A 17200-nucleotide genomic window follows, 5' to 3' on the forward strand; every position below is an offset into this window, starting at 1 on the left:
TCACCTGGACAGTGCGTCACGCGGGAGCGGGTCGAGGGCGTCGGCGACACGGTGGACCAGCATGGCGGTCTCGTAACCGACCTGGCCCAGGTCGCAGCCCGGCGCGGCCAGGACGCCCAACAGGGCCCGGTCGCCGACGGACATGACGATCATGACGCCACCATCCATGTCGACGATGGTCTGACGCACGTGGCCGGCCTGCATGACGCGGGCGGCGCCGAAGACCAGGCTCGCCAGCCCGCTGATCACCGCGGCGAGGTGATCAGCCTGATCCACCGGCAGGTCGGCGGAGGCGGCCAGGCGCAGCCCGTCACCGGAGACGGTGATGGCGTGCGCCACGTCGGGGACCTGCCGCGCGAAGCTCACCATCAGCCAGTCGAGCTGTCCGGCGCCGTGCGGTTGCTGAGACATCATGAATCCTCTTGTCCTGGGGCTGTGCTGTTGGTACGTCGTGCGGCGGCCGAGACGCCCTCGGCGAACGCGGACAGTCGCGACCGGATGAGCTCCGGGTCGACCGGCGCGCCGCCACGGGACTCGGCACGTGGTTCGGCGGTTTCCGGCACGAGCTGTGCGCCGGGACGACGGCGAGGAAGATGCTCTTGCTCCGACATCGGGCCACCTCCGGCACTGGACAGGCCCCCGAGCCGTGGCGGCCACGTGCCGGGGGTTCCCCAGGTGGGTTGAGCGCTGTACTGCGGCGGCGCGGGCCGGTCGGCCGGCGCCGGGGCGACGGGGGCCACCTGGGCCACGCCGCGCGGCGGGTTGTGGCCGCCCGGCTGGACCGTCTGGGGCGCGTGAGGCGGGGTCCAGCCGCCGCTCGCGGGAGATCCGGAGCCACCGGCCGATCCACCGGAGGCGAGCCCGGAACCGGCGCTGTCGCCGGTGCTGCTCAGGTACGGGCGGAACCAGGGCGTCGCGCCGGCGGGCGCGGCGGCGCCCGCGTGCACGGCCATGGGGATGGCCGGCTCGGGTCGGCGCTGCTGCGGCACTTGGGGCTGGGTACGGCCGATCGGCGCACCGACCGTGGAGGGGACCTGCACCGGCCGGGACGGCGCCTGCACCGCCGGGACCGTCTCCACCCGCGCACCCCGACCCGCGGGCAGCGCGCTCATCTGCTCCAGCAACCGGTGCGGCAGCGCGACGTACGCGACGGTGCCGCTGCCGGTGCCGTGCAACTGCACCCGAATGCCATGCCGGGCGGCGAGGTGGGAGACCACGTGCAGGCCCATGGTGCCGGCCGCGGCGCTGCTCAGAACGCTCGGCACGGCCAGCCGCGAGTTGATCTCGGCGAGGCGGGCCGGGATGATGCCGATGCCGCGGTCGTGGACGCGGATCAGCGCGCCCTCGATGGTCGGCCGCGCGTCGACGACGACCTGCTCGGTCGGCGGCGAGAAGGCCGTGGCGTTTTCCAGCAGCTCGGCGAGCAGGTGCACGAGGTCGCCGACGACCGGGCCGGAGATGGCCAGGTCGGCGGGCTGGAACTCGACCCGGGCGAAGTCCTCGATCTCCGACGCGGCGGCCGAGATGACGGCGCCGAGCTGCACGGCCGCGGTCTGCGGGCGGCCGGGCTCGCCGCCGGAGAGGACCAGCAGGTTCTCCCCGTTGCGGCGCAGGCGGGCGGCGAGGTGGTCGAGGGCGAAGAGCCGGGCCAGCACGTCCGGGTCGGTCTCGTCGCGCTCGAACTCGTCGAGCAGGCGCAGCTGGCGGGTGATCAGGGTGCGGATGCGGCGGGCGAGCACCTCGGCCATCCGGGCCACGTCGACGCGCAGCTCGGCCTGCTCACCGGCCAGGCGCAGCGCGGTGTGGTGCACCGTGCCGAACGCCTCGGCCACCTGGCCGACCTCGTCGTTGAGGCCCGCGATGCCGCGGGTTACCGCGGCCGCGGTCTGGCCGCCCTCCATCAGCGACGGCGCGGGCGCGGCCGAGCCTGCGGTGACCGAGCTGATCGCGTCGGGCAGGTCGCGGCGGGCGACCTGCAGGGCCGCGCCGCGCAGCAGGTTGAGCCGGCGGGCGGTGCGCACGGCGAGCACGATCGCGATCGCCAGGGCGGTCAGGCCGAGCAGGGCGGTGCCGAGGCCGGTGGCCCAGGCCTGCCGCGCGGCGTTGACGGCGATCTGCTCGGCGCGGGCGTCGAGCTCGTCGGCCAGCTCGACGCTGACGATGTTGACCCGGCGGATCACCCCGCTCTGCGCCACGAACCAGGCATCGGCGTCGCTCCGCAGGCCGGACGAGTCGCGCTCGGCGTTGCGGGCCGCGGCGCCCATGCTGTCGGCGTTGTCGATGTCGATGCCGCGCATCTCCGTCTGGTACAGCGCGAGCTGCTCTGGCGTGGCCACCCGCCGGAACTGCGCCTCACGCTGCGCCCGCGCGCCCTGGACCTGCGAGAGGCTGCCGAGGTCGCCCGGCTGCAGGTTGCCGCGGCCGAAGACGGTGCGCAGCAGGTCACGCTCGACCGACGAGTAGTGCTCCATCGCGGCCGTGGCGGCCAGCGCGCGGGCCGTGTTGGCCAGATCGATGTTCTCGATCTGGCCCGGAACGGAGTCGGCGACGGCGAGCAGGGCGTCGGAGAGGCCGCCGTAGACGATGTCGGTGACGATCACCATCGTGGCGGTGCCGTTGTCGACGGCCTGCCGGGTGAACGGCAGGTGCGCGTAGTTGTCGCGGGCGACACGCACCGGCGTGGTGAGGGCGGGCACCGCGTCGACGGCCCTGGCGGCGTTGGTGAAGAACTGCGCCGCGGCTTCGTCGGTGCGGGCGCGCTGGGCGGTGACGAGCGGCGAGGCGCCCTTGCCCGCGCGCTGGCCGGCCGCCGCGGTCTCGGCGAGCTCGCGCTCGAGCTCGTGCACGAAGAGGACGGCGCTGCCCGCGGTGAGCGTCAGGGCACGGGCGTGGCCGGCGTCGCGGGCCGCGGAGACGGCGCCGGTCGTCTGGATGCTGGCGAGGACGACGAGGCCGACCATCGCGATGACGATCGGCGCCAGCAGCTGTGTGCGCACGGAGCGCAGACGGCTGGGGCGCGGGCCACCACCGCGGCGGTGCCCGGCCACCGAAGTGTCCGTGCCCGCCGTGCGGCGCGTCCGGCCGCCAGAGCCGGCGCCGTGACGCGGCACGGGGGCGCGGGATTGGCCGCTGCCTGCCAACGCCTGGCCTCCTAACAGTAGCGGCTCCATAGCGGAGCGTGCCTGCGAGAGCGCTCCAATGCAGTGACGTCATCGGATCCACTACGGAACACGATCAGGCACGCTACTGGAAGAGGTCGGATCCCTAAAGAGTCCTTAGCCGAACGGCCTAGTCGTTCTGACTATGCGTGACGCTGACGTTGCGCAAACAACCACATGGCAGCCCCGGCGAGCACCACGACGACGCCGAGACCGATCCATGCGATCCATGGCCCCGCGCCGCGCGACGCGCGAGCGGCCGGCTCGGGGCTCGCCGAGGGGCTCACAGAGGGTGCGCCGACGGTCGGCCCCGGCGTGGACGCGGACACCCCGGCGGACGGCGTCCCTGGGGCCGCCGGGGATGTCTCCAGGTGCCGGCCGGAGGGCTCCGGCAGCGTCGCCAGCGGCGGAATCGCGCCCGGCCCGGTCGGCACCGCGGTGATCCCTGGCAGCGTCGGCGACGGGCCCGGCGGCTCCATGATCGCCGGTGGGCCGGGCAGCGGCGGGCCGGGCGGCGGCGCCGGGCCGGGTGCGGCGCCGACCGCGAGGCCGCCGATCAGCAGCGCGATCAGCAGCGGCTTCACGCCGGTCCCAACGGCATCGTCGGGACCGGCTTGAGCCTTTTGCGGCGATGAAGGCCGCCTTTGCTGAGATTCTGCCGAGCGGCTTAAGCCCGGCTTTGCCGGTCAGCGGCGCCGGTCGTCGCGCACCCGGACCGGCACCGCCTCGCGCTCGGGGAGGTTCTGCACGAACTTGCCGAACAGCGCGGCGGAGATGACCACGCAGACGGCCAGGACCGTCGCGGCGGTCAGGGCGGCGCGCGAGGTCGCCACCCAGCCGGCGTCGGCGAGCAGGACGAGCAGCCACATGACGGCCGTCGCCTTCATGACGCGGTTGCGGTATCGACTCATGCAGGGGTGGTTACCCCGGCCGCGCCGCCCTCACTCCTCTCGAGCAACCCTCAAGCGGCCTGAACGAAGACCGCTACCGTGCGTGCCGGGACCGTGAACGATCCGTGTGTGCTGTCGAATGTGGACTGGCGGGCCACCGGGTCCACCGAGGCGGCCTGCACGGGGTGCAGCGCCACCTGCGCCCCGCGGTAGGCCGCGACCGTCTGCGTCGTGGCCGTGGCGCCCGCGTTGAACACGACCACCACCGACTTCCAGCGCCCGTCCAGCCCGCGCGCGTCGAGCACCATGGTGATGACGCCGGGGGTGGCCTGCGCGCCGGAGAGCGGGAAGCTCAGCCGCTGCTGGACCTGCGCCGCGCTGCTCAGCGCGAACACCGGCGAGCCGGCCCGGATGCGCAGCAACTCCTGGAAGCGCGCCGAGGCCAGGTCGATCGCGGAGCAGCCCGGCACGAGCGCCGGGTCGGCCAGCAGCGGCTGGGCGTACTGCCACTTGTCCCGGTTGTCGGCGGCCGGCGGCAACCCGGCGCCGAAGCCGTTGCCGGCGGCGCAGTCCCACCTGATCTGGTTGAACCAGTCGCCGGAGTTGAACGAGTTGCGGTCCAGCGACTTGGAGCGCAGCCGGTCCGAGCCCGCGGTGACGAACCCGACACCCTGCCCGAACACCGTCGTGGACAGCGCCAGGACCTGTAGCCGGGCGCGCTGCTCGGCGGTCGTGCCGGCGGGCAGCTTGTACGCCATCGCGTCATACAGGATCTCGTTGTCGTGCGCGTCGACGTATGTCACCGCCTCGCTCGGCGAGCGCGTGTAGCCGGCCGGCGAGCCGTTGTAGTCGACCTGTGCGCCGGTGACCCGGTGCCCGGTGGAGTCGGTGAACTCGTACGCGGCCAGGTTGCCGGTCAGCCCCACCTGGATCAGGTCCTGGTAGTGCAGCAGCCGGGCCCGCTGCTGGTCGGCGGTGCCGTTGACCGGGTCGCCGTTGGGGTCGGTGTACAGGCCGGTGGCGAAGCCCTGGACGCGCGGGTTGCCGTCGAACGGCCCGCCGCCGCGCACGGCGTCGCGGAGCCGGTCGTTGAACGTCGCGACGCCGGTGCCGGCCATGTTGGCCTGCGTGGCCTGCACGAACCGGGCGTTGTCGGCCACCTCGCCGAAGTTCCAGCCCTCGCCGTACAGCAGGATCTTCTTGCCGTCGACCCCGTCCTTGGCCACGGTGAGCTGATCCAGGGCGGCCCGCACGGCCAGGATGTTGGCCTTCGGGTGGTGTCCCATCAGGTCGAAGCGGAAGCCGTCGACCTTGTACTGCTTGGCCCACTGCACGATCGAGTCGACGACGAGCTTGCCCATCATCGCGTTCTCGGGCGCGGTGTTGGCGCAGCAGGTGGAGTTGGCGACCGTGCCGTCGTCCAGCAGGCGCTGGTAGTACCCCGGCACGATCTGGTCGAGCACCGAGTACTGGTCGGTGCCGGCCGCGGTGGTGTGGTTGTAGACGACGTCCATCACCACGCGCAGGCCGGCCTGGTTGAGCCCGGCGACCATCTGCCGGAACTGCGTGATCCGCGGGGTGCCCTGCGGATCGGTCGCGTACGAGCCCTCCGGCGCGTTGTAGTGGAACGGGTCGTAGCCCCAGTTGTACCCGTCACGGTCGGCCACCTGCGCGATGCAGGCCTGCTGCTGCGACGAGTCCGGCGGCAGCGCCGCCAGGTCGCACGGCGGCTGCGCCTGGTCGGAGCGCACCTCGGGGATGGTGGAGATGTCGAAGACCGGCAGCAGGTGCACGTAGGAGGTGCCGGCCTGCGCCAGCTGCCGCAGGTGCTGCATGCCGGCCGAGCCGGACTGGGTGAAGGCCAGGTAGGTGCCGCGCTGCTCGGCCGGCACCGTGGTGTCGGCGATCGAGAAGTCGCGCACCGACAGCTCCTGGATCTGCGGTCGCGACGGGGCCGACGGCTTGCGCAGGTCGCTCCAGCCGGCCGGGCGCAGCCCCGGGTCGGACAGGTCGGCGATCTGGCTGTGCGTGCCGTTGGCCGACAGCGACACGCTGTAGGGGTCCGTGACGCTGGCCGTGGTGACGGCGCGGACGGCGGGCTGATAGGCGGTGACGCGGAACTTGTAGTAGCGGCCCTTCCAGGACTTGTCGCCGGTGACGCTCCAGACGCCCGTGCGGTCGTCGCGGGTCATTGCCACGATGTCCGGATTTTTGTTGATGTCCTGGTAAAGCTCCAGGGTGAGCTGCTGCGCGGTAGGCGCCCAGACGCTGATCGTGGGGCGCTGGCCGTCGAACGTGGGGCCGAGCCTCGCGCTCAGCGCCGCGCCGTAGAGGTCGTCGAGCGCGCCGGCCAGCTGGACCCCGGTCGCCTCGGTGACCTGCCCGGCGACGTCCCGCTCGACCGCCACGACCTGCCCGCGCAGGGCCGCGGCGAGCGCCGCGCGGTCGCCGTCGACGTGGAAGGTCTGGTACGCCCACAGGTGCGGGAACTTCGCCCGCTGCGCCTCGGTCAGGTTGCCCGGCACGGTGCTCATCGCGAGCTTCGTGCCGTTGCCCACGACCTGGCCGTCGACGACCTGCAACCCGCCGGCCGGCGCGGACCACAGCTCGTAGCTGTGCCCGTCCGTCGGGCCGGCGCGCCAGGCCACAGTGTTGCGGTCGATCCAGACCGCCTTCGCCTTGTTCACGTCGGTGTCCGGCGTGCCCTGGGCCGGGATCGGCAGCAGGTACTTCTCCTGGCCCGACAGGATCCACACCTCGTGGCCGACGGTGACCAGGTCGAGCGTCTGGTCGGCCGGGAGGTCCTTGGTGTCGCCCTTGTGCACGATGTAGTTGAGCAGCGGCGCGTTGTCGGCCAGCGGCACGGTGAACCGCACGCCGAACGCGTCCGTGCCCGACGGCATCATCGGGCTGCCCCAGTCCGTGCCGGCCGCGGCGCCGGTCCACAGGTGCAGGCCCCAGCCGTCATAGTCGCCGCCGGGGCGGCGGTAGTGCAGCACGGCGGTGTGCTCGGCCGCGGCCCGCGTCGGGTGCACGGTCGCCTCCCCGGAGCGGATCCACGCCTCGCCCTGAATGCTGGGCAGGACCGACTGGTCCGGGCCCGGATCCTTGGCGTCGCCCTTGTGCACGATGAAGTTCACCGGCTTCGCGGGGTCGGTCACCGGCACGTGCCAGTACGCGCCGAAGTCGTCGACGCCGTCCGCCGGGCGGGGGCTCGCCCAGTCGGTCGCGGTACCCGGGGCAAGGCCGTCTCCCCAGAGGTGCAGACCCCAGCCGGTGTAGCCGCCGTCCGGCCGTCCATAGTGGACCGACACGCTGCCGGTGGCGGCTGCCTGGGAGGTGTAGATGGTCGCATCTCCTTGTTTGAGCCAGATCTCCGGATGCTTCGTCGGGTCGAGGGAGCGGTCCGCGGTGACGTCCTTCACGCCGTTGGCGTCCACCACCAGGAAGCCGACGTTCGCGGCCCCCGGCTTCAGCTTGACCCATGCGAAGCGTCCGTACGAGTCCTCTCCGGCGAACGGCGCGCCGGCGGGCCAGCTCATCGGGTCCTGGATGTCGCCCCAGGCGTACAGGCCCCAGTTGGTGTAGTCGCCGGCCGGGCGCTGGTAGTGCACGATCGCGTAGTCCGCGGACGCGGCGCTCGGCGGAGTGCCGACCCTCGTTTCGATCTTGGCTTCGGCCGTGCGTCCGGCTCCGTCCCGGACCACCGCCTTGTACTCGAGCTTCGTGCCGGCCGCGAGCCCGTCGAGGTCATGGTAGGCGGCGTACGGGCCGGCGTGGTCGGTGCCGAGCAGCTTCCAGTTGCCGTTGCCGACCCGCGCCGCGAAGGTGACGGTGGACAGCGGGTCGCCGGTGACGTTCGCGCGCACCTCGGCGATCGTGGCCGGGGCCGGGTCGACCTGCAGCGAGATCGCCGGGCGGGCCGTCGCCCCCTTGATCGCGCCGCGCGCTTTGAGGACCACGGTGGTCAGCGGCGGGACGCTCAACTGCAGCGAGCCGTCGCCGGCGGTCCCGGCGATGGGCCCGGTCGACGGGTAGATCTGGTCGAACGTCGTGGTCGCCATGTACGTCGGGACCGTGATCGTCTTCGTGCCGGTGCCGTTGTTGCTCGCCACGACGTACTCGACGCGCTGGTCGGGGTCGATGCGCGAGAACGCGAAGACGTTCTGGTCGGCGTACCGCGTGATCTGGACGCCCTGGCGCAACGCGGGGTTCTTCTCGCGCAGCCGCGCGAGGCTCGCGATCGTGCGGTAGATCGGATGGCTCGTGTCGTAGTGCGAGACGGCGTGCGTGCTGTCGGTGCCGAGCAGATCGTCGTCGAGGTAGTCGGCGGTCCGGCTGGCGAACATGTCCTGCCGGGCGTCCTTGTCCCCGCCGGCGCCGGTGAAGCCCTGCTCGTCGCCGGAGTACACGACCGGCTGGCCGCGGGTCAGGAACATCAGCTCGTGGCCGAGCTCGTCGCGGCGCAGGTGGGTGGCCGGGTTGGTGCCGCCGGTGGCCACGAAGTAGCCGATGCGGCCCATGTCGTGGTTGCCGAGGAACGTCGGCAGGAACTGCGCGCTGGTGCCGGCGGACGTGTACAGGTCGTCCTGGGCGTACAGATCGGCGAGCTCCTGGCCCGAGCCGCCCCGCGCGACGAAGTCGGCGGCGGCCTGCTGGAACGGGAAGTCCAGGGTGGCCGGCAGGCGCCCCTTGCGCACGTAGGTCGAGTCGAAGGCCGGGTTCGCGTCGTACACCTCGCCGAACATGAAGAAGTCGGGCTTCTTCGCCTTGTCGGCGGCGGCCTCCACACCCTGCGTGAACTGCGGCCAGAACTGCATGTCGACGTGCTTGGCCGTGTCGATGCGGTATCCGTCGATGCCGCTGTCCTTGACCCAGTCCGAGTAGATCTTCGTCATGCCCTGGACGACCTCGGGCCGCTCGGTCCACAGGTCGTCGAGGCCGAAGAAGTCGCCGTACTCGGCGTTCTCGCCGCTGAACGTGGAGTCGCCGCGGTTGTGGTACATCGTCGGGTCGTTCAGCCACGCCGGCTGCTTGACGGTCTTGTCCGCCTCGCTCGGGAACACCGGTGTGTAGGGGAAGGACTGCAGATTGATCGGCGGGAATCCGTGGGTGCCGTCGGCGTAGTTGCGGTCGTCGAACTTGTTGCCGTTCGCGTCCTTGTACGGGTAGTCGGTCTTGTTACGGTACGAGTACTGGTTCTGCGCGTACCGGATGACGTCCGCGGTGTGGTTCGTGATGACGTCGAGGTAGATCTTGATCCCGCGCTGGTGCGCAAGCTTCGTCAGCCGCTTGAGGTCGTCCTTGGTGCCGAAGTGCGGGTCGATCTGCGTGAAGTCGGTGATCCAGTACCCGTGGTAGCCGGCCGAGATGTCGTTGCCGCTGCCCTGCACCGGCCGGTTCTTGAACACGGGCGCCAGCCAGATCGCGGTCGTGCCGAGGCCCTGGATGTAGTCGAGCTTGTCGATGACGCCCTTGAGGTCGCCGCCGTGGTAGAACCCCTTGTCGGTGGGGTCGTAGCCGGTGCTCAGCCGGTCGCCCGACAGCCCGCCGGTGTTGTTGGCCGGATCGCCGTCGGCGAAGCGGTCGGCCAGGACGAAGTAGAACTGCTCGGCGTGCTGCGGCCGCGGCCCGTCGAGGAGGCTGGCGATCGACGGCTCCTTGGCCCACTCGGGCACGCCCTCGGAGTAGCCGGTCGGCCGCTGCGGGACGTCCGGCGTCCGCGGGTTGTCGCCCGGCACCGCGGCGAACACGGCGAGGGCGGTCAGAACACCGAGCGCGATCTTGGTCAACGTGACGGATCTGGCGGAGCGCATGGCGGGGCCTTCCTCGAGGACAACGAGGTCTCTGGCGAGGCTTGGCACCGTATCGACCGGCAAAGATCCTTACAAGGCTTGACTTTCTATGTTTTCAGGGTTTCGGAGATCGCCTGGCTGATCCGCCTCAGCTGATCGACCTGCTCGGGCGTCAGCGCGTCGAAAAGGTGGGCGCGGACCGTCTCGACGTGCCCGGGGGCCGCCGCGACCAGCGCCTCGAAGCCCTCGTCGGTCAGGTCGGCGAACTGGCCGCGCTTGTCGTCGTCGCAGTCGCGCCGACGCACCCACCCGCGCGCCTCGAGCTTGGTCACGGCGTGCGAGAGCCGGCTGCGCGAGGAGCGGGTCTGCAGGGCGAGCTCGCTCATGCGCAGCGACCGCCCCTCCGACTCCGACAGGACGACGAGGATCTCGTAGTAGGCGTGGGGCATCCCGGCGTCGTGCTGCAACTCCCGGTCGAGCCGGTCGATCAGTAGCGTGGTCGCGCTGTAGAAGGCGCGCCAGGCGGCCTGCTCTTCCTCGTCGAGCCAGCGGGTCATGCCATGTATTTTTGCACGTTCGGAAACGAATCCGGTCGTTGTTAGTACCTTGCGCCGCAAGGTACTGTGTCAGACATGGATACACCCGGCTCGTTGTCCACGGCGCTACGCCGCGGCACATTGGAGTTCTGCGTGCTCGCCCTGATGGAGCAGGGCGAGCAGTACGGGGTGGAGCTCGTCCGCCGCCTGGGGGCCGAGCGCACGCTGACCACCAGCGAGGGGACGCTGTACCCGCTGCTGGCGCGCCTGCGCCGGGCCGGCTGGGTGGAGACGACGTGGCGCGAGTCCCCGAACGGCCCCCCGCGGCGCTACTACGCGCTCACCCAGCACGGCCACCAGGCGCTGCGCCATTTCCGCGAGGAGTGGACGTCTTTCCGCGACACAGTTGACCGAATTGTCGGAACGAGGGCGGCATGAACACCTACGATGACCTGGTCAACGACTATCTCCGCGCCGTCGAGCAGGCCTTGGCCGGCGTCCCCGCCAACCGGCGCGCCGAACTGCTCGCCGACCTGAGCGAGCACATCGCAGCCAAGCGGGCGGAGCTTTCCCCGGACCGCGAGACCGAGGTCGAGGTCCGCTCGATCCTGGAACTCCTCGGCGACCCGGAGGAGGTGGCCGCGGAGGCGCTGGTCGACGCGGAGTCCCCGCCACCGATCCTGATCCAGCCGAAGAAGCGCTCGACCGCCCTGATCTGGGTGGCACTGACGATCGCCGCCGTGGCCACGATGTGCGTGGTGGCGGGCCTGCTGGGCATGGTGCTCTTCTGGTCGAGCAGCAGCGTGTCGAGCGACGGCACCGTGACCCAGCCAGAGGTGACGGTGGTGACGGGCCCGCCGATGTCGGACCCGGCCACACCAACCCTGTCCACCCCACCGACCCCCACGCATTCCTGACGCGCGACCGGGGCTCTCGCACCACACGGCGCGTCGGCCCCGGCATTCAACCCGCCGACTCCGTGTTGGTCTGACCGGCGGCCTGCACCGCCTTTGCCCCGATCGAGCCCGGACGGCAGCACCCGCGGGTCCGTGCGCGGGGACCGCGCGCCAGGGTGTGAGCGCCGGGCCTGCTGGCTTGCGAGCATGGCCCCGCCTCCACCGGCCCGCGGGGGGGGCGGGGCCGCGCGCCAGGGTGTGAGCACCGGGCTTGCGAGCGCGGCCCCGCCCCCCGCGGGCCCGCGCTCACCGCCCGGACCACCGCGCCGCTGTGATCGCGACCCAGCGACCGCGGCTCGGATCGCCGCACCCCCCGAGCCCAACACCTTCCGCCTGGCCCCGTCACCCCAGGACCCCGGGACCCCATCGCCCCCGGGACCCGCACCCCCGAACCTCCGCACCCCGCGACCGGCCCGGACCCCCGCGCCCGCCGTCGGCCCCCACCGACCCGAGCGCGACCGAGCCGGTCAGGCGCGGCCGGATAAGCGGCCACGGGGCCCGGCGAGACCCCGCGACCGCGGCTCCGCGATGACGCCGCCGAGCGGAGCGCGCCTGTGCACGTTCCGCTCGGCGGCCACCGTCCGCATCGCCCCGTTTCCCCCGTCCTCCGATGCGGACGCTGCCACCGGCCAATCGGTTGCGTGCTAGGCACGCGACCGCCCCCCGGTCCCCGAACGCCGTGTGGCTCGTCGGTCCAGATCAGCGTATCTAGACGTCTAGGTCAGCGCAATTGTTGATTTGCGGAATTGTGGTCTAGCCTTGCCGCGTGCGGGGCCGCCTCTTTCCAGTCAGTGATGACTGGTATGAATGGCGCCAGGACGAGCCGCCACTGGCCGGGACCGTGCTGGTGCGGGTCGGCGTCGGGGCGGGCGGCCGGCTGGTGCTGACCGGCCTGCGCATCGAGGGCACGCCGAGCGCCGACCTGCTGCGGGCCATCCCCGTCGGGCGCATCGAGGCCGCCGCCAACGCGCAGTTGGCCGCCGTGCAGGCTGTTCGCGGTACGACCCCTGTTGTCAACACCCGGGCGAGGCCCGTCGCGCCGCCGGTCGCCGAGGACGTCGGGTGGGAGATGATCGAACCTTCCCTGGCCGTCACGCGCTCGGCACCGGCCGAGACCTCGCGGCTGCGCGGGCGGCCCGACGTCTTCTATCGACAGGTCGCCGACGTGTATCTCACGTTCGCGCAGGCCTCGCCGCGGCCCGCCTGCGACCTCGCCGATCAGCACGGGGTGCCGGTGAGCACGGCGCACCGGTGGGTGAAGGAGGCCCGGCGGCGCGGGTTCCTGCCGCCCGGGCGGCCGGGCAAGAGTGGCTGAGGCCGGGGGTGCGGGCCACTTGTATCGTGAACGCGTGTCGATAGACGACGCCTTACGGGCGAAGGTGCATCGGCTGGTCACGGAGTACCTCGGCGGCCAGGAGGTGCCCGCCGACCTGGTGGCCGAGCCGGCGGCCATCCGCAGCGGCACCGCGGTGGTTTACCTGCGCCTGATCGCGAGCGAGCCGCCGCTGGTGCGGGTCTTCTCGCCGATGCTGCGCCAGTTGGGCCGGTCGCCGCAGCTGCTGGCCGAGCTCAACGACCTCAACGGGCGGCTCAACTTCATCCGGCTGTTCTGGCGCGACGACTGCGTGTTCGCCGCGGTGGAGATGCTGGCCTCGACGCTGGACCCGATCGAGCTGAGCAACGCCTGCGACTGGGTGGCCGACACCGCCGACTACTACGACGAGCGGCTGCGCGACCAATTCGGCGGGCATCTGGCGTTCGACCCAGCCGAGACGCAGAGTTAGGATAGTTCCACCCAGCGTCACCGCCCGGCCGGCCCGCTCCAAAACTGTCGGACCCCCGCGCCAAGATAAGCCCTATGAACCGCGTCATCGTTTCGACCGTCGGCGGCAAGCCCGTCGCCGCCAATGATCATCGCGTGCCATCGCTCAACCCGTCCCGGCTCGACGACGTCGTGGCCGAGGTCGCGTTGGCCGACGCCGACACCTTCGTCGCCGCCTGCCGTTCCGCCCGTCGCGCGCAGCGGGCCTGGGCCGACGTGCCCGCGCCGGTCCGCGGCCGGGTCGTGGCCAACCTCGGCCGCCTGGTCGAGGCCAACTTCGAGGCGCTGGCCGCGCTGGTGACCCGCGAGGTCGGCAAGACGCTGACCGAGGCGCGCGGCGAGGTCCAGGAGATCGTCGACACCTGCGACTTCTTTCTCGGCGAGGGCCGGCGGCTCTACGGGCACACCGTGCCGAGCGAGATGCCCGACAAGCAGCTGTTCACGTTCCGGGTGCCGGTGGGGGTGGCGGCCATCGTGACCGCGGGCAATTTCCCGGTGGCGGTCCCCAGTTGGTACGTCGTGCCGGCGCTCCTGTGCGGCAACGCCGTCGTCTGGAAGCCGGCCGAATACGCCGCGGCCTGCGCCGACGCGTTCGCCGAGCTGATCCGCCGGGCGGGCGTGCCCGACGGCGTGTTCGAGGTGGTCCACGCCGATGGCCCGACGACGTACGCGGGGCTCGAGGCAGGGTTGCGCGAGCAGCTGATCGACAAGATCGGGTTCACCGGGTCGTCGGAGATCGGCGCGCGGATCGGCGAACTGGCCGGGCGGCACCTGCAGAGCGCATGCCTGGAGCTCGGCGGGAAAAACCCGATGGTCATCACCGAGGACGCCGACCTCGACCTGGCGGTGCACGGGGCGCTGTTCGCGGGGTTCGGCACGGCGGGGCAGCGCTGCACCTCCCTCGGCACGCTGATCGTCCACGACGACGTCCTGGATGAGTTCACCCGCCGGCTCGAGGACGCGGTGCGCGGCGCGGTCGTCGGCGACCCGACCGACCCCTCGGTGCTGTACGGGCCGCTGATGAGCGAGCGCTTCGCCGAGCGGTACGAGAGCTATCTCGACTGGGTCGAGGAGCACCACCGGGTGTCGGGGTCGACCGGCGTCGGGCGGATCTCCGCGGACAACCCGCGCGCCGGGTTCGTGGGCGACCCCGCGGCCGGGCTGTTCTACCACCCGGTGCTGGTGCACGGGGTACGGCCCGAGGACAAGGTGTTCCAGCAGGAGACGTTCGGGCCGCTGGTGGGCGTGACGCGGTACTCGGCGCTCGAGGAGGCGATCGAGCTGGCCGACGCGCCGGGATACGGGCTGTCCGCGGCGATCTACACGACCGACCCGCGCAAGGCGTTCGAGTTCCGGCGGGGCACCCGGGCGGGGATGGTCAGCATCAACAACTCGACGTCGGGCGCGGAGGCGCACCTGCCGTTCGGGGGCAACGGGCGGTCGGGCAACGGGAGCCGGCAGTCCGGGGTGTGGGTGCTCGACCAGTTCACCCGGTGGCAGTCGATGAACTGGGACTACTCGGGGCGCCTGCAGCGCGCCCAGATGGACACCCTGACAATTACCCCGGATCTGAATTATCGGCTCGGCCAGTAGCGCCGCCGCACCTGACCGACTCAGAGCGACCGCAGATCAGGGAGTGAACCAGCGAGCGGCCGGGCCCCGAGGGCCCGGCCGTGACGCATAGTGACGCATGGGTGAGAGGTCAGGCGGCGACGGCCGCCACCTGGGACTGCGGCGTAGGGGCCGGGGTCTCGCGCCGCGCCTTGAACAGCATCAGCGACAGCGCGGCCGCCGCGATGGACAGGCCGCCCGCGATGTACCAGGCCAGGTCGTAGTTGCCGAGCCGGTCCCGCAGGATGCCGGTCGAGGTCGCCGCGATCGCCGCGCCGAACTGGTGTGACGCGAACACCCAGCCGAAGACGACGGGGCCGCTGGCGCCGAAGTACTCGCGGCACAGCGCTACGGTCGGCGGGACCGTCGCCACCCAGTCCAGGCCGTAGAACAGGACGAAGACGAGCATGCTCGGGCGGACGGTGGCGGCGAAGAGCGCCGGCAGGACGAGCAGCGAGAGGCCGCGGAGCGCGTAGTACCAGCCGAGCAGCACGCGGCTGTCCATCCGGTCGGTCAGCCAGCCCGAGGCGACGGTCCCGGCGATGTCGAAGAGGCCGATGAGGGCGAGGAGCGAGGCGGCGGTGGGCTCGGCCATGCCGTGGTCGTGCGCGGCCGGGATGAAGTGGGTCCCGATGAGGCCGTTGGTGGTCGCGCCGCAGATCGCGAAGCCGCCCGCCAGCAGCCAGAACGCCGGGGTACGGGCGGCCGTGCGCAGGGCGCCGAGCGCCCGCCGGGCCGCGCCCGTGGTGGGCGTGGGTGGCGGGGTGACGTCGCCCTCCGCGCCGTAGGCGGTGACGCCGAGCTCGGACGGGTGGTCGCGCAGGCGCCAGAGCACCAGCGGTACCACCGCGAGGGCCGCACCCGCGACGGTCAGCGCGGCCGAGCGCCAGCCATGGTGCTCGACGAGGAGCGCCAGGACGGGCAGGAAGACGAGCTGGCCGGCCGCGCCGCCGGCGGTGAGCACGCCGGTGATCAGGCCGCGGCGCTTGACGAACCAGCGGCCGGTGACCGTGGCCACGAACGCGAGCGCCATCGAGCCGGTGCCGAGGCCGACGAGCACGCCCCAGAGCGCGATCAGCTCCCAGCTGTGCCGCATGAACACGGTCAGGCCGCTGCCGGCGGAGACGAGCAGCAGCGCGTACGCCACGACCCGCCGGATGCCGAAGCGCTCCATCAGGGCGGCCGCGAAGGGCGCGGTCAGGCCGAAGAGCAGCAGGTTGATCGACACGGCCAGCGAGATAGTCCCCAGCGGCCAGCCGAACTCGTCGTGCAGCGGATGGATCAGCACGCCCGGCGTCGCGCGGAAGCCGGCGGCGCCGACCAGGGCGACGAACGCGACGACGGAGACCAGCCAGGCCGGGTGGAGTCGTTTCACAACAACATTGGAGCGGATTCGGTACCTCGCGGCGAGTGGCCCGGCAGCCATAGTGCGCAAGAATCGAGCCATGACCGAGCAGCACCTCGTTGCCCTCGTGGCGCTCGAAGGGGTCGTCCCGTTCGACCTCGGCACGCCGACACAGATCTTCGGCACCGCTCGCGACGAGCACGGCCACCGGAAGTACGACATCCAGGTCTGCAGCCCGGGGGGCCTGCCCGTGGTCACGGCGGCCGGCTACCGGGTAACGCCCGACCACGGGCTGGAGCTCACCGAGCGCGCCGACACCGTGATCGTGGCCGGCATCTCCTTCGGCGGCCCGGTGGAGGACGGCACCGTCGACCCGCCGGTGGCCGAGGCGCTGCGCAGCGCGCACGCGCGCGGCGCCCGGGTGATGTCGATCTGCACCGGCGCGTTCGTGCTCGCCGCCGCTGGCCTGCTCGGCGAGCGCCCGGCGACCACGCACTGGTGGTGGGCGGAACGGTTCCGGGAGCTGTTCCCGCAGGTCAAGCTCGACCACGACGTGCTGTTCGTCGACGACGGCGACCTGCTCACCAGCGCCGGGGTCGGCGCGGGCATCGACCTGTGCCTGCACGTCGTGCGCACGGACTTCGGCAGCGAGGTCGCCAACCGGGCGGCGCGGCGCAGCGTGGTCCCGCCGTACCGGGAGGGCGGCCAGGCGCAGTACATCGAGCGCCCCCTCCCCCGCCCGGCCGACGCGACCCTGTCCGCGACGCGCGCCTGGGCCGTGGAACGACTGGACGCGCCGCTGTCGCTGCAGGAGATGGCCGGGCACGCGAGCATGAGCGTGCGCACGTTCACCCGGCGCTTCCGCGAGGAGACCGGGGTGAGCCCGGCGCGCTGGCTGCTCCAGCAGCGGGTCGACCACGCCCGTGCCCTGCTGGAGAGCACCGACCTGCCGGTCGAGGTCGTCGCCCGCCGCTCGGGCCTGGGCACGGCCGCGGGGCTGCGCCAGCACCTGCAGAGCACGATCGGGGTCGCTCCGAGTGCGTACCGCCGCACGTTCCGGGTTGTGCCGGAGGGCGCCGGCGGGTAG

Annotated in this window: 13 protein-coding genes; 6 read left to right on the plus strand and 7 right to left on the minus strand. The window is 72.1% G+C overall.

Annotated features, from left to right (window positions below; all coding sequences use genetic code 11):
* The 6 genes from ACGFI8_RS35625 to ACGFI8_RS35650 form a co-directional block, all read right to left on the minus strand.
* A complete protein-coding gene (locus ACGFI8_RS35625; protein ID WP_344610691.1) occupies window positions 1-411 on the minus strand; it encodes a roadblock/LC7 domain-containing protein in 411 nt (136 codons plus the stop codon).
* Entirely contained in the window at window positions 411-2996 is a 2586-nt protein-coding gene (locus ACGFI8_RS35630) for a nitrate- and nitrite sensing domain-containing protein (RefSeq protein ID WP_392811364.1), read from the minus strand. The genes ACGFI8_RS35625 and ACGFI8_RS35630 overlap by 1 nt, the downstream gene beginning before the upstream one ends.
* A 305-nt stretch (window positions 2997-3301) precedes the next feature.
* The gene (locus tag ACGFI8_RS35635) at window positions 3302-3742 is read right to left on the minus strand and encodes a hypothetical protein (RefSeq protein WP_392811365.1); all 441 of its coding nucleotides are present in this window, start codon (window positions 3740-3742) and stop codon (window positions 3302-3304) included.
* A 102-nt stretch (window positions 3743-3844) separates the two neighbouring features.
* A complete protein-coding gene (locus ACGFI8_RS35640) occupies window positions 3845-4069 on the minus strand; it encodes a hypothetical protein (protein WP_392811367.1) in 225 nt (74 codons plus the stop codon).
* A 50-nt stretch (window positions 4070-4119) separates the two neighbouring features.
* Window positions 4120-9864: a pullulanase-type alpha-1,6-glucosidase gene (pulA, locus tag ACGFI8_RS35645; protein ID WP_392811369.1), complete on the minus strand. Its 5745-nt coding sequence runs from the start codon at window positions 9862-9864 to the stop codon at window positions 4120-4122.
* Window positions 9865-9950: 86 nt separating this feature from the next.
* Window positions 9951-10400 (minus strand): MarR family winged helix-turn-helix transcriptional regulator, encoded by a 450-nt coding sequence (locus ACGFI8_RS35650; RefSeq protein ID WP_392811370.1) that lies wholly within the window; start codon window positions 10398-10400, stop codon window positions 9951-9953.
* Window positions 10401-10475: 75 nt separating this feature from the next.
* Here ACGFI8_RS35650 and ACGFI8_RS35655 point away from each other — a divergent pair, with 75 nt between their 5' ends.
* From ACGFI8_RS35655 to ACGFI8_RS35675, 5 genes are all read left to right on the plus strand, one after another.
* The gene (locus ACGFI8_RS35655; RefSeq protein ID WP_392811372.1) at window positions 10476-10817 is read left to right on the plus strand and encodes a PadR family transcriptional regulator; all 342 of its coding nucleotides are present in this window, start codon (window positions 10476-10478) and stop codon (window positions 10815-10817) included.
* Window positions 10814-11296 carry an HAAS signaling domain-containing protein gene (locus ACGFI8_RS35660; RefSeq protein WP_392811374.1) on the plus strand — a complete coding sequence of 161 codons (483 nt, stop codon included), beginning with the start codon at window positions 10814-10816 and terminating at the stop codon, window positions 11294-11296. Before ACGFI8_RS35655 ends, ACGFI8_RS35660 begins: the two co-directional genes overlap by 4 nt.
* An 805-nt stretch (window positions 11297-12101) precedes the next feature.
* Complete coding sequence (locus tag ACGFI8_RS35665) at window positions 12102-12650, plus strand: hypothetical protein (protein WP_392811376.1); 549 nt, start codon at window positions 12102-12104, stop codon at window positions 12648-12650.
* Window positions 12651-12684: 34 nt separating this feature from the next.
* Entirely contained in the window at window positions 12685-13119 is a 435-nt protein-coding gene (locus tag ACGFI8_RS35670; RefSeq protein ID WP_392811377.1) for a YbjN domain-containing protein, read from the plus strand.
* Between the two features lie 74 nt (window positions 13120-13193).
* On the plus strand, window positions 13194-14750 hold the full coding sequence (locus ACGFI8_RS35675; protein WP_392811379.1) for an aldehyde dehydrogenase family protein: 1557 nt from the start codon (window positions 13194-13196) through the stop codon (window positions 14748-14750).
* A gap of 109 nt (window positions 14751-14859) precedes the next feature.
* On the opposite strand, the gene ACGFI8_RS35680 is transcribed toward ACGFI8_RS35675, so the two are convergent.
* Window positions 14860-16194 carry an MFS transporter gene (locus tag ACGFI8_RS35680; RefSeq protein ID WP_392811381.1) on the minus strand — a complete coding sequence of 445 codons (1335 nt, stop codon included), beginning with the start codon at window positions 16192-16194 and terminating at the stop codon, window positions 14860-14862.
* Window positions 16195-16213: 19 nt separating this feature from the next.
* Between ACGFI8_RS35680 and ACGFI8_RS35685 the strand changes: the two genes are divergently transcribed.
* Entirely contained in the window at window positions 16214-17200 is a 987-nt protein-coding gene (locus ACGFI8_RS35685) for a GlxA family transcriptional regulator (RefSeq protein ID WP_392811383.1), read from the plus strand.

Source organism: Dactylosporangium sp. NPDC048998 (assembly GCF_043197855.1).
Taxonomy (GTDB): domain Bacteria; phylum Actinomycetota; class Actinomycetes; order Mycobacteriales; family Micromonosporaceae; genus Dactylosporangium.

Bases quoted from the DNA above. Each gene is read 5' to 3' on its own strand.
- ACGFI8_RS35625 (WP_344610691.1), bottom strand. From the start codon at position 411: ATGTCTCAGCAACCGCACGGCGCCGGACAGCTCGACTGGCTGATGGTG.
- ACGFI8_RS35640 (WP_392811367.1), bottom strand. From the start codon at position 4,069: ATGAGTCGATACCGCAACCGCGTCATGAAGGCGACGGCCGTCATGTGG.
- pulA (WP_392811369.1), bottom strand. From the start codon at position 9,864: ATGCGCTCCGCCAGATCCGTCACGTTGACCAAGATCGCGCTCGGTGTT.
- ACGFI8_RS35650 (WP_392811370.1), bottom strand. From the start codon at position 10,400: ATGACCCGCTGGCTCGACGAGGAAGAGCAGGCCGCCTGGCGCGCCTTC.
- ACGFI8_RS35655 (WP_392811372.1), top strand. From the start codon at position 10,476: ATGGATACACCCGGCTCGTTGTCCACGGCGCTACGCCGCGGCACATTG.
- ACGFI8_RS35660 (WP_392811374.1), top strand. From the start codon at position 10,814: ATGAACACCTACGATGACCTGGTCAACGACTATCTCCGCGCCGTCGAG.
- ACGFI8_RS35675 (WP_392811379.1), top strand. From the start codon at position 13,194: ATGAACCGCGTCATCGTTTCGACCGTCGGCGGCAAGCCCGTCGCCGCC.
- ACGFI8_RS35680 (WP_392811381.1), bottom strand. From the start codon at position 16,194: ATGGCTGCCGGGCCACTCGCCGCGAGGTACCGAATCCGCTCCAATGTT.
- ACGFI8_RS35685 (WP_392811383.1), top strand. From the start codon at position 16,214: ATGACCGAGCAGCACCTCGTTGCCCTCGTGGCGCTCGAAGGGGTCGTC.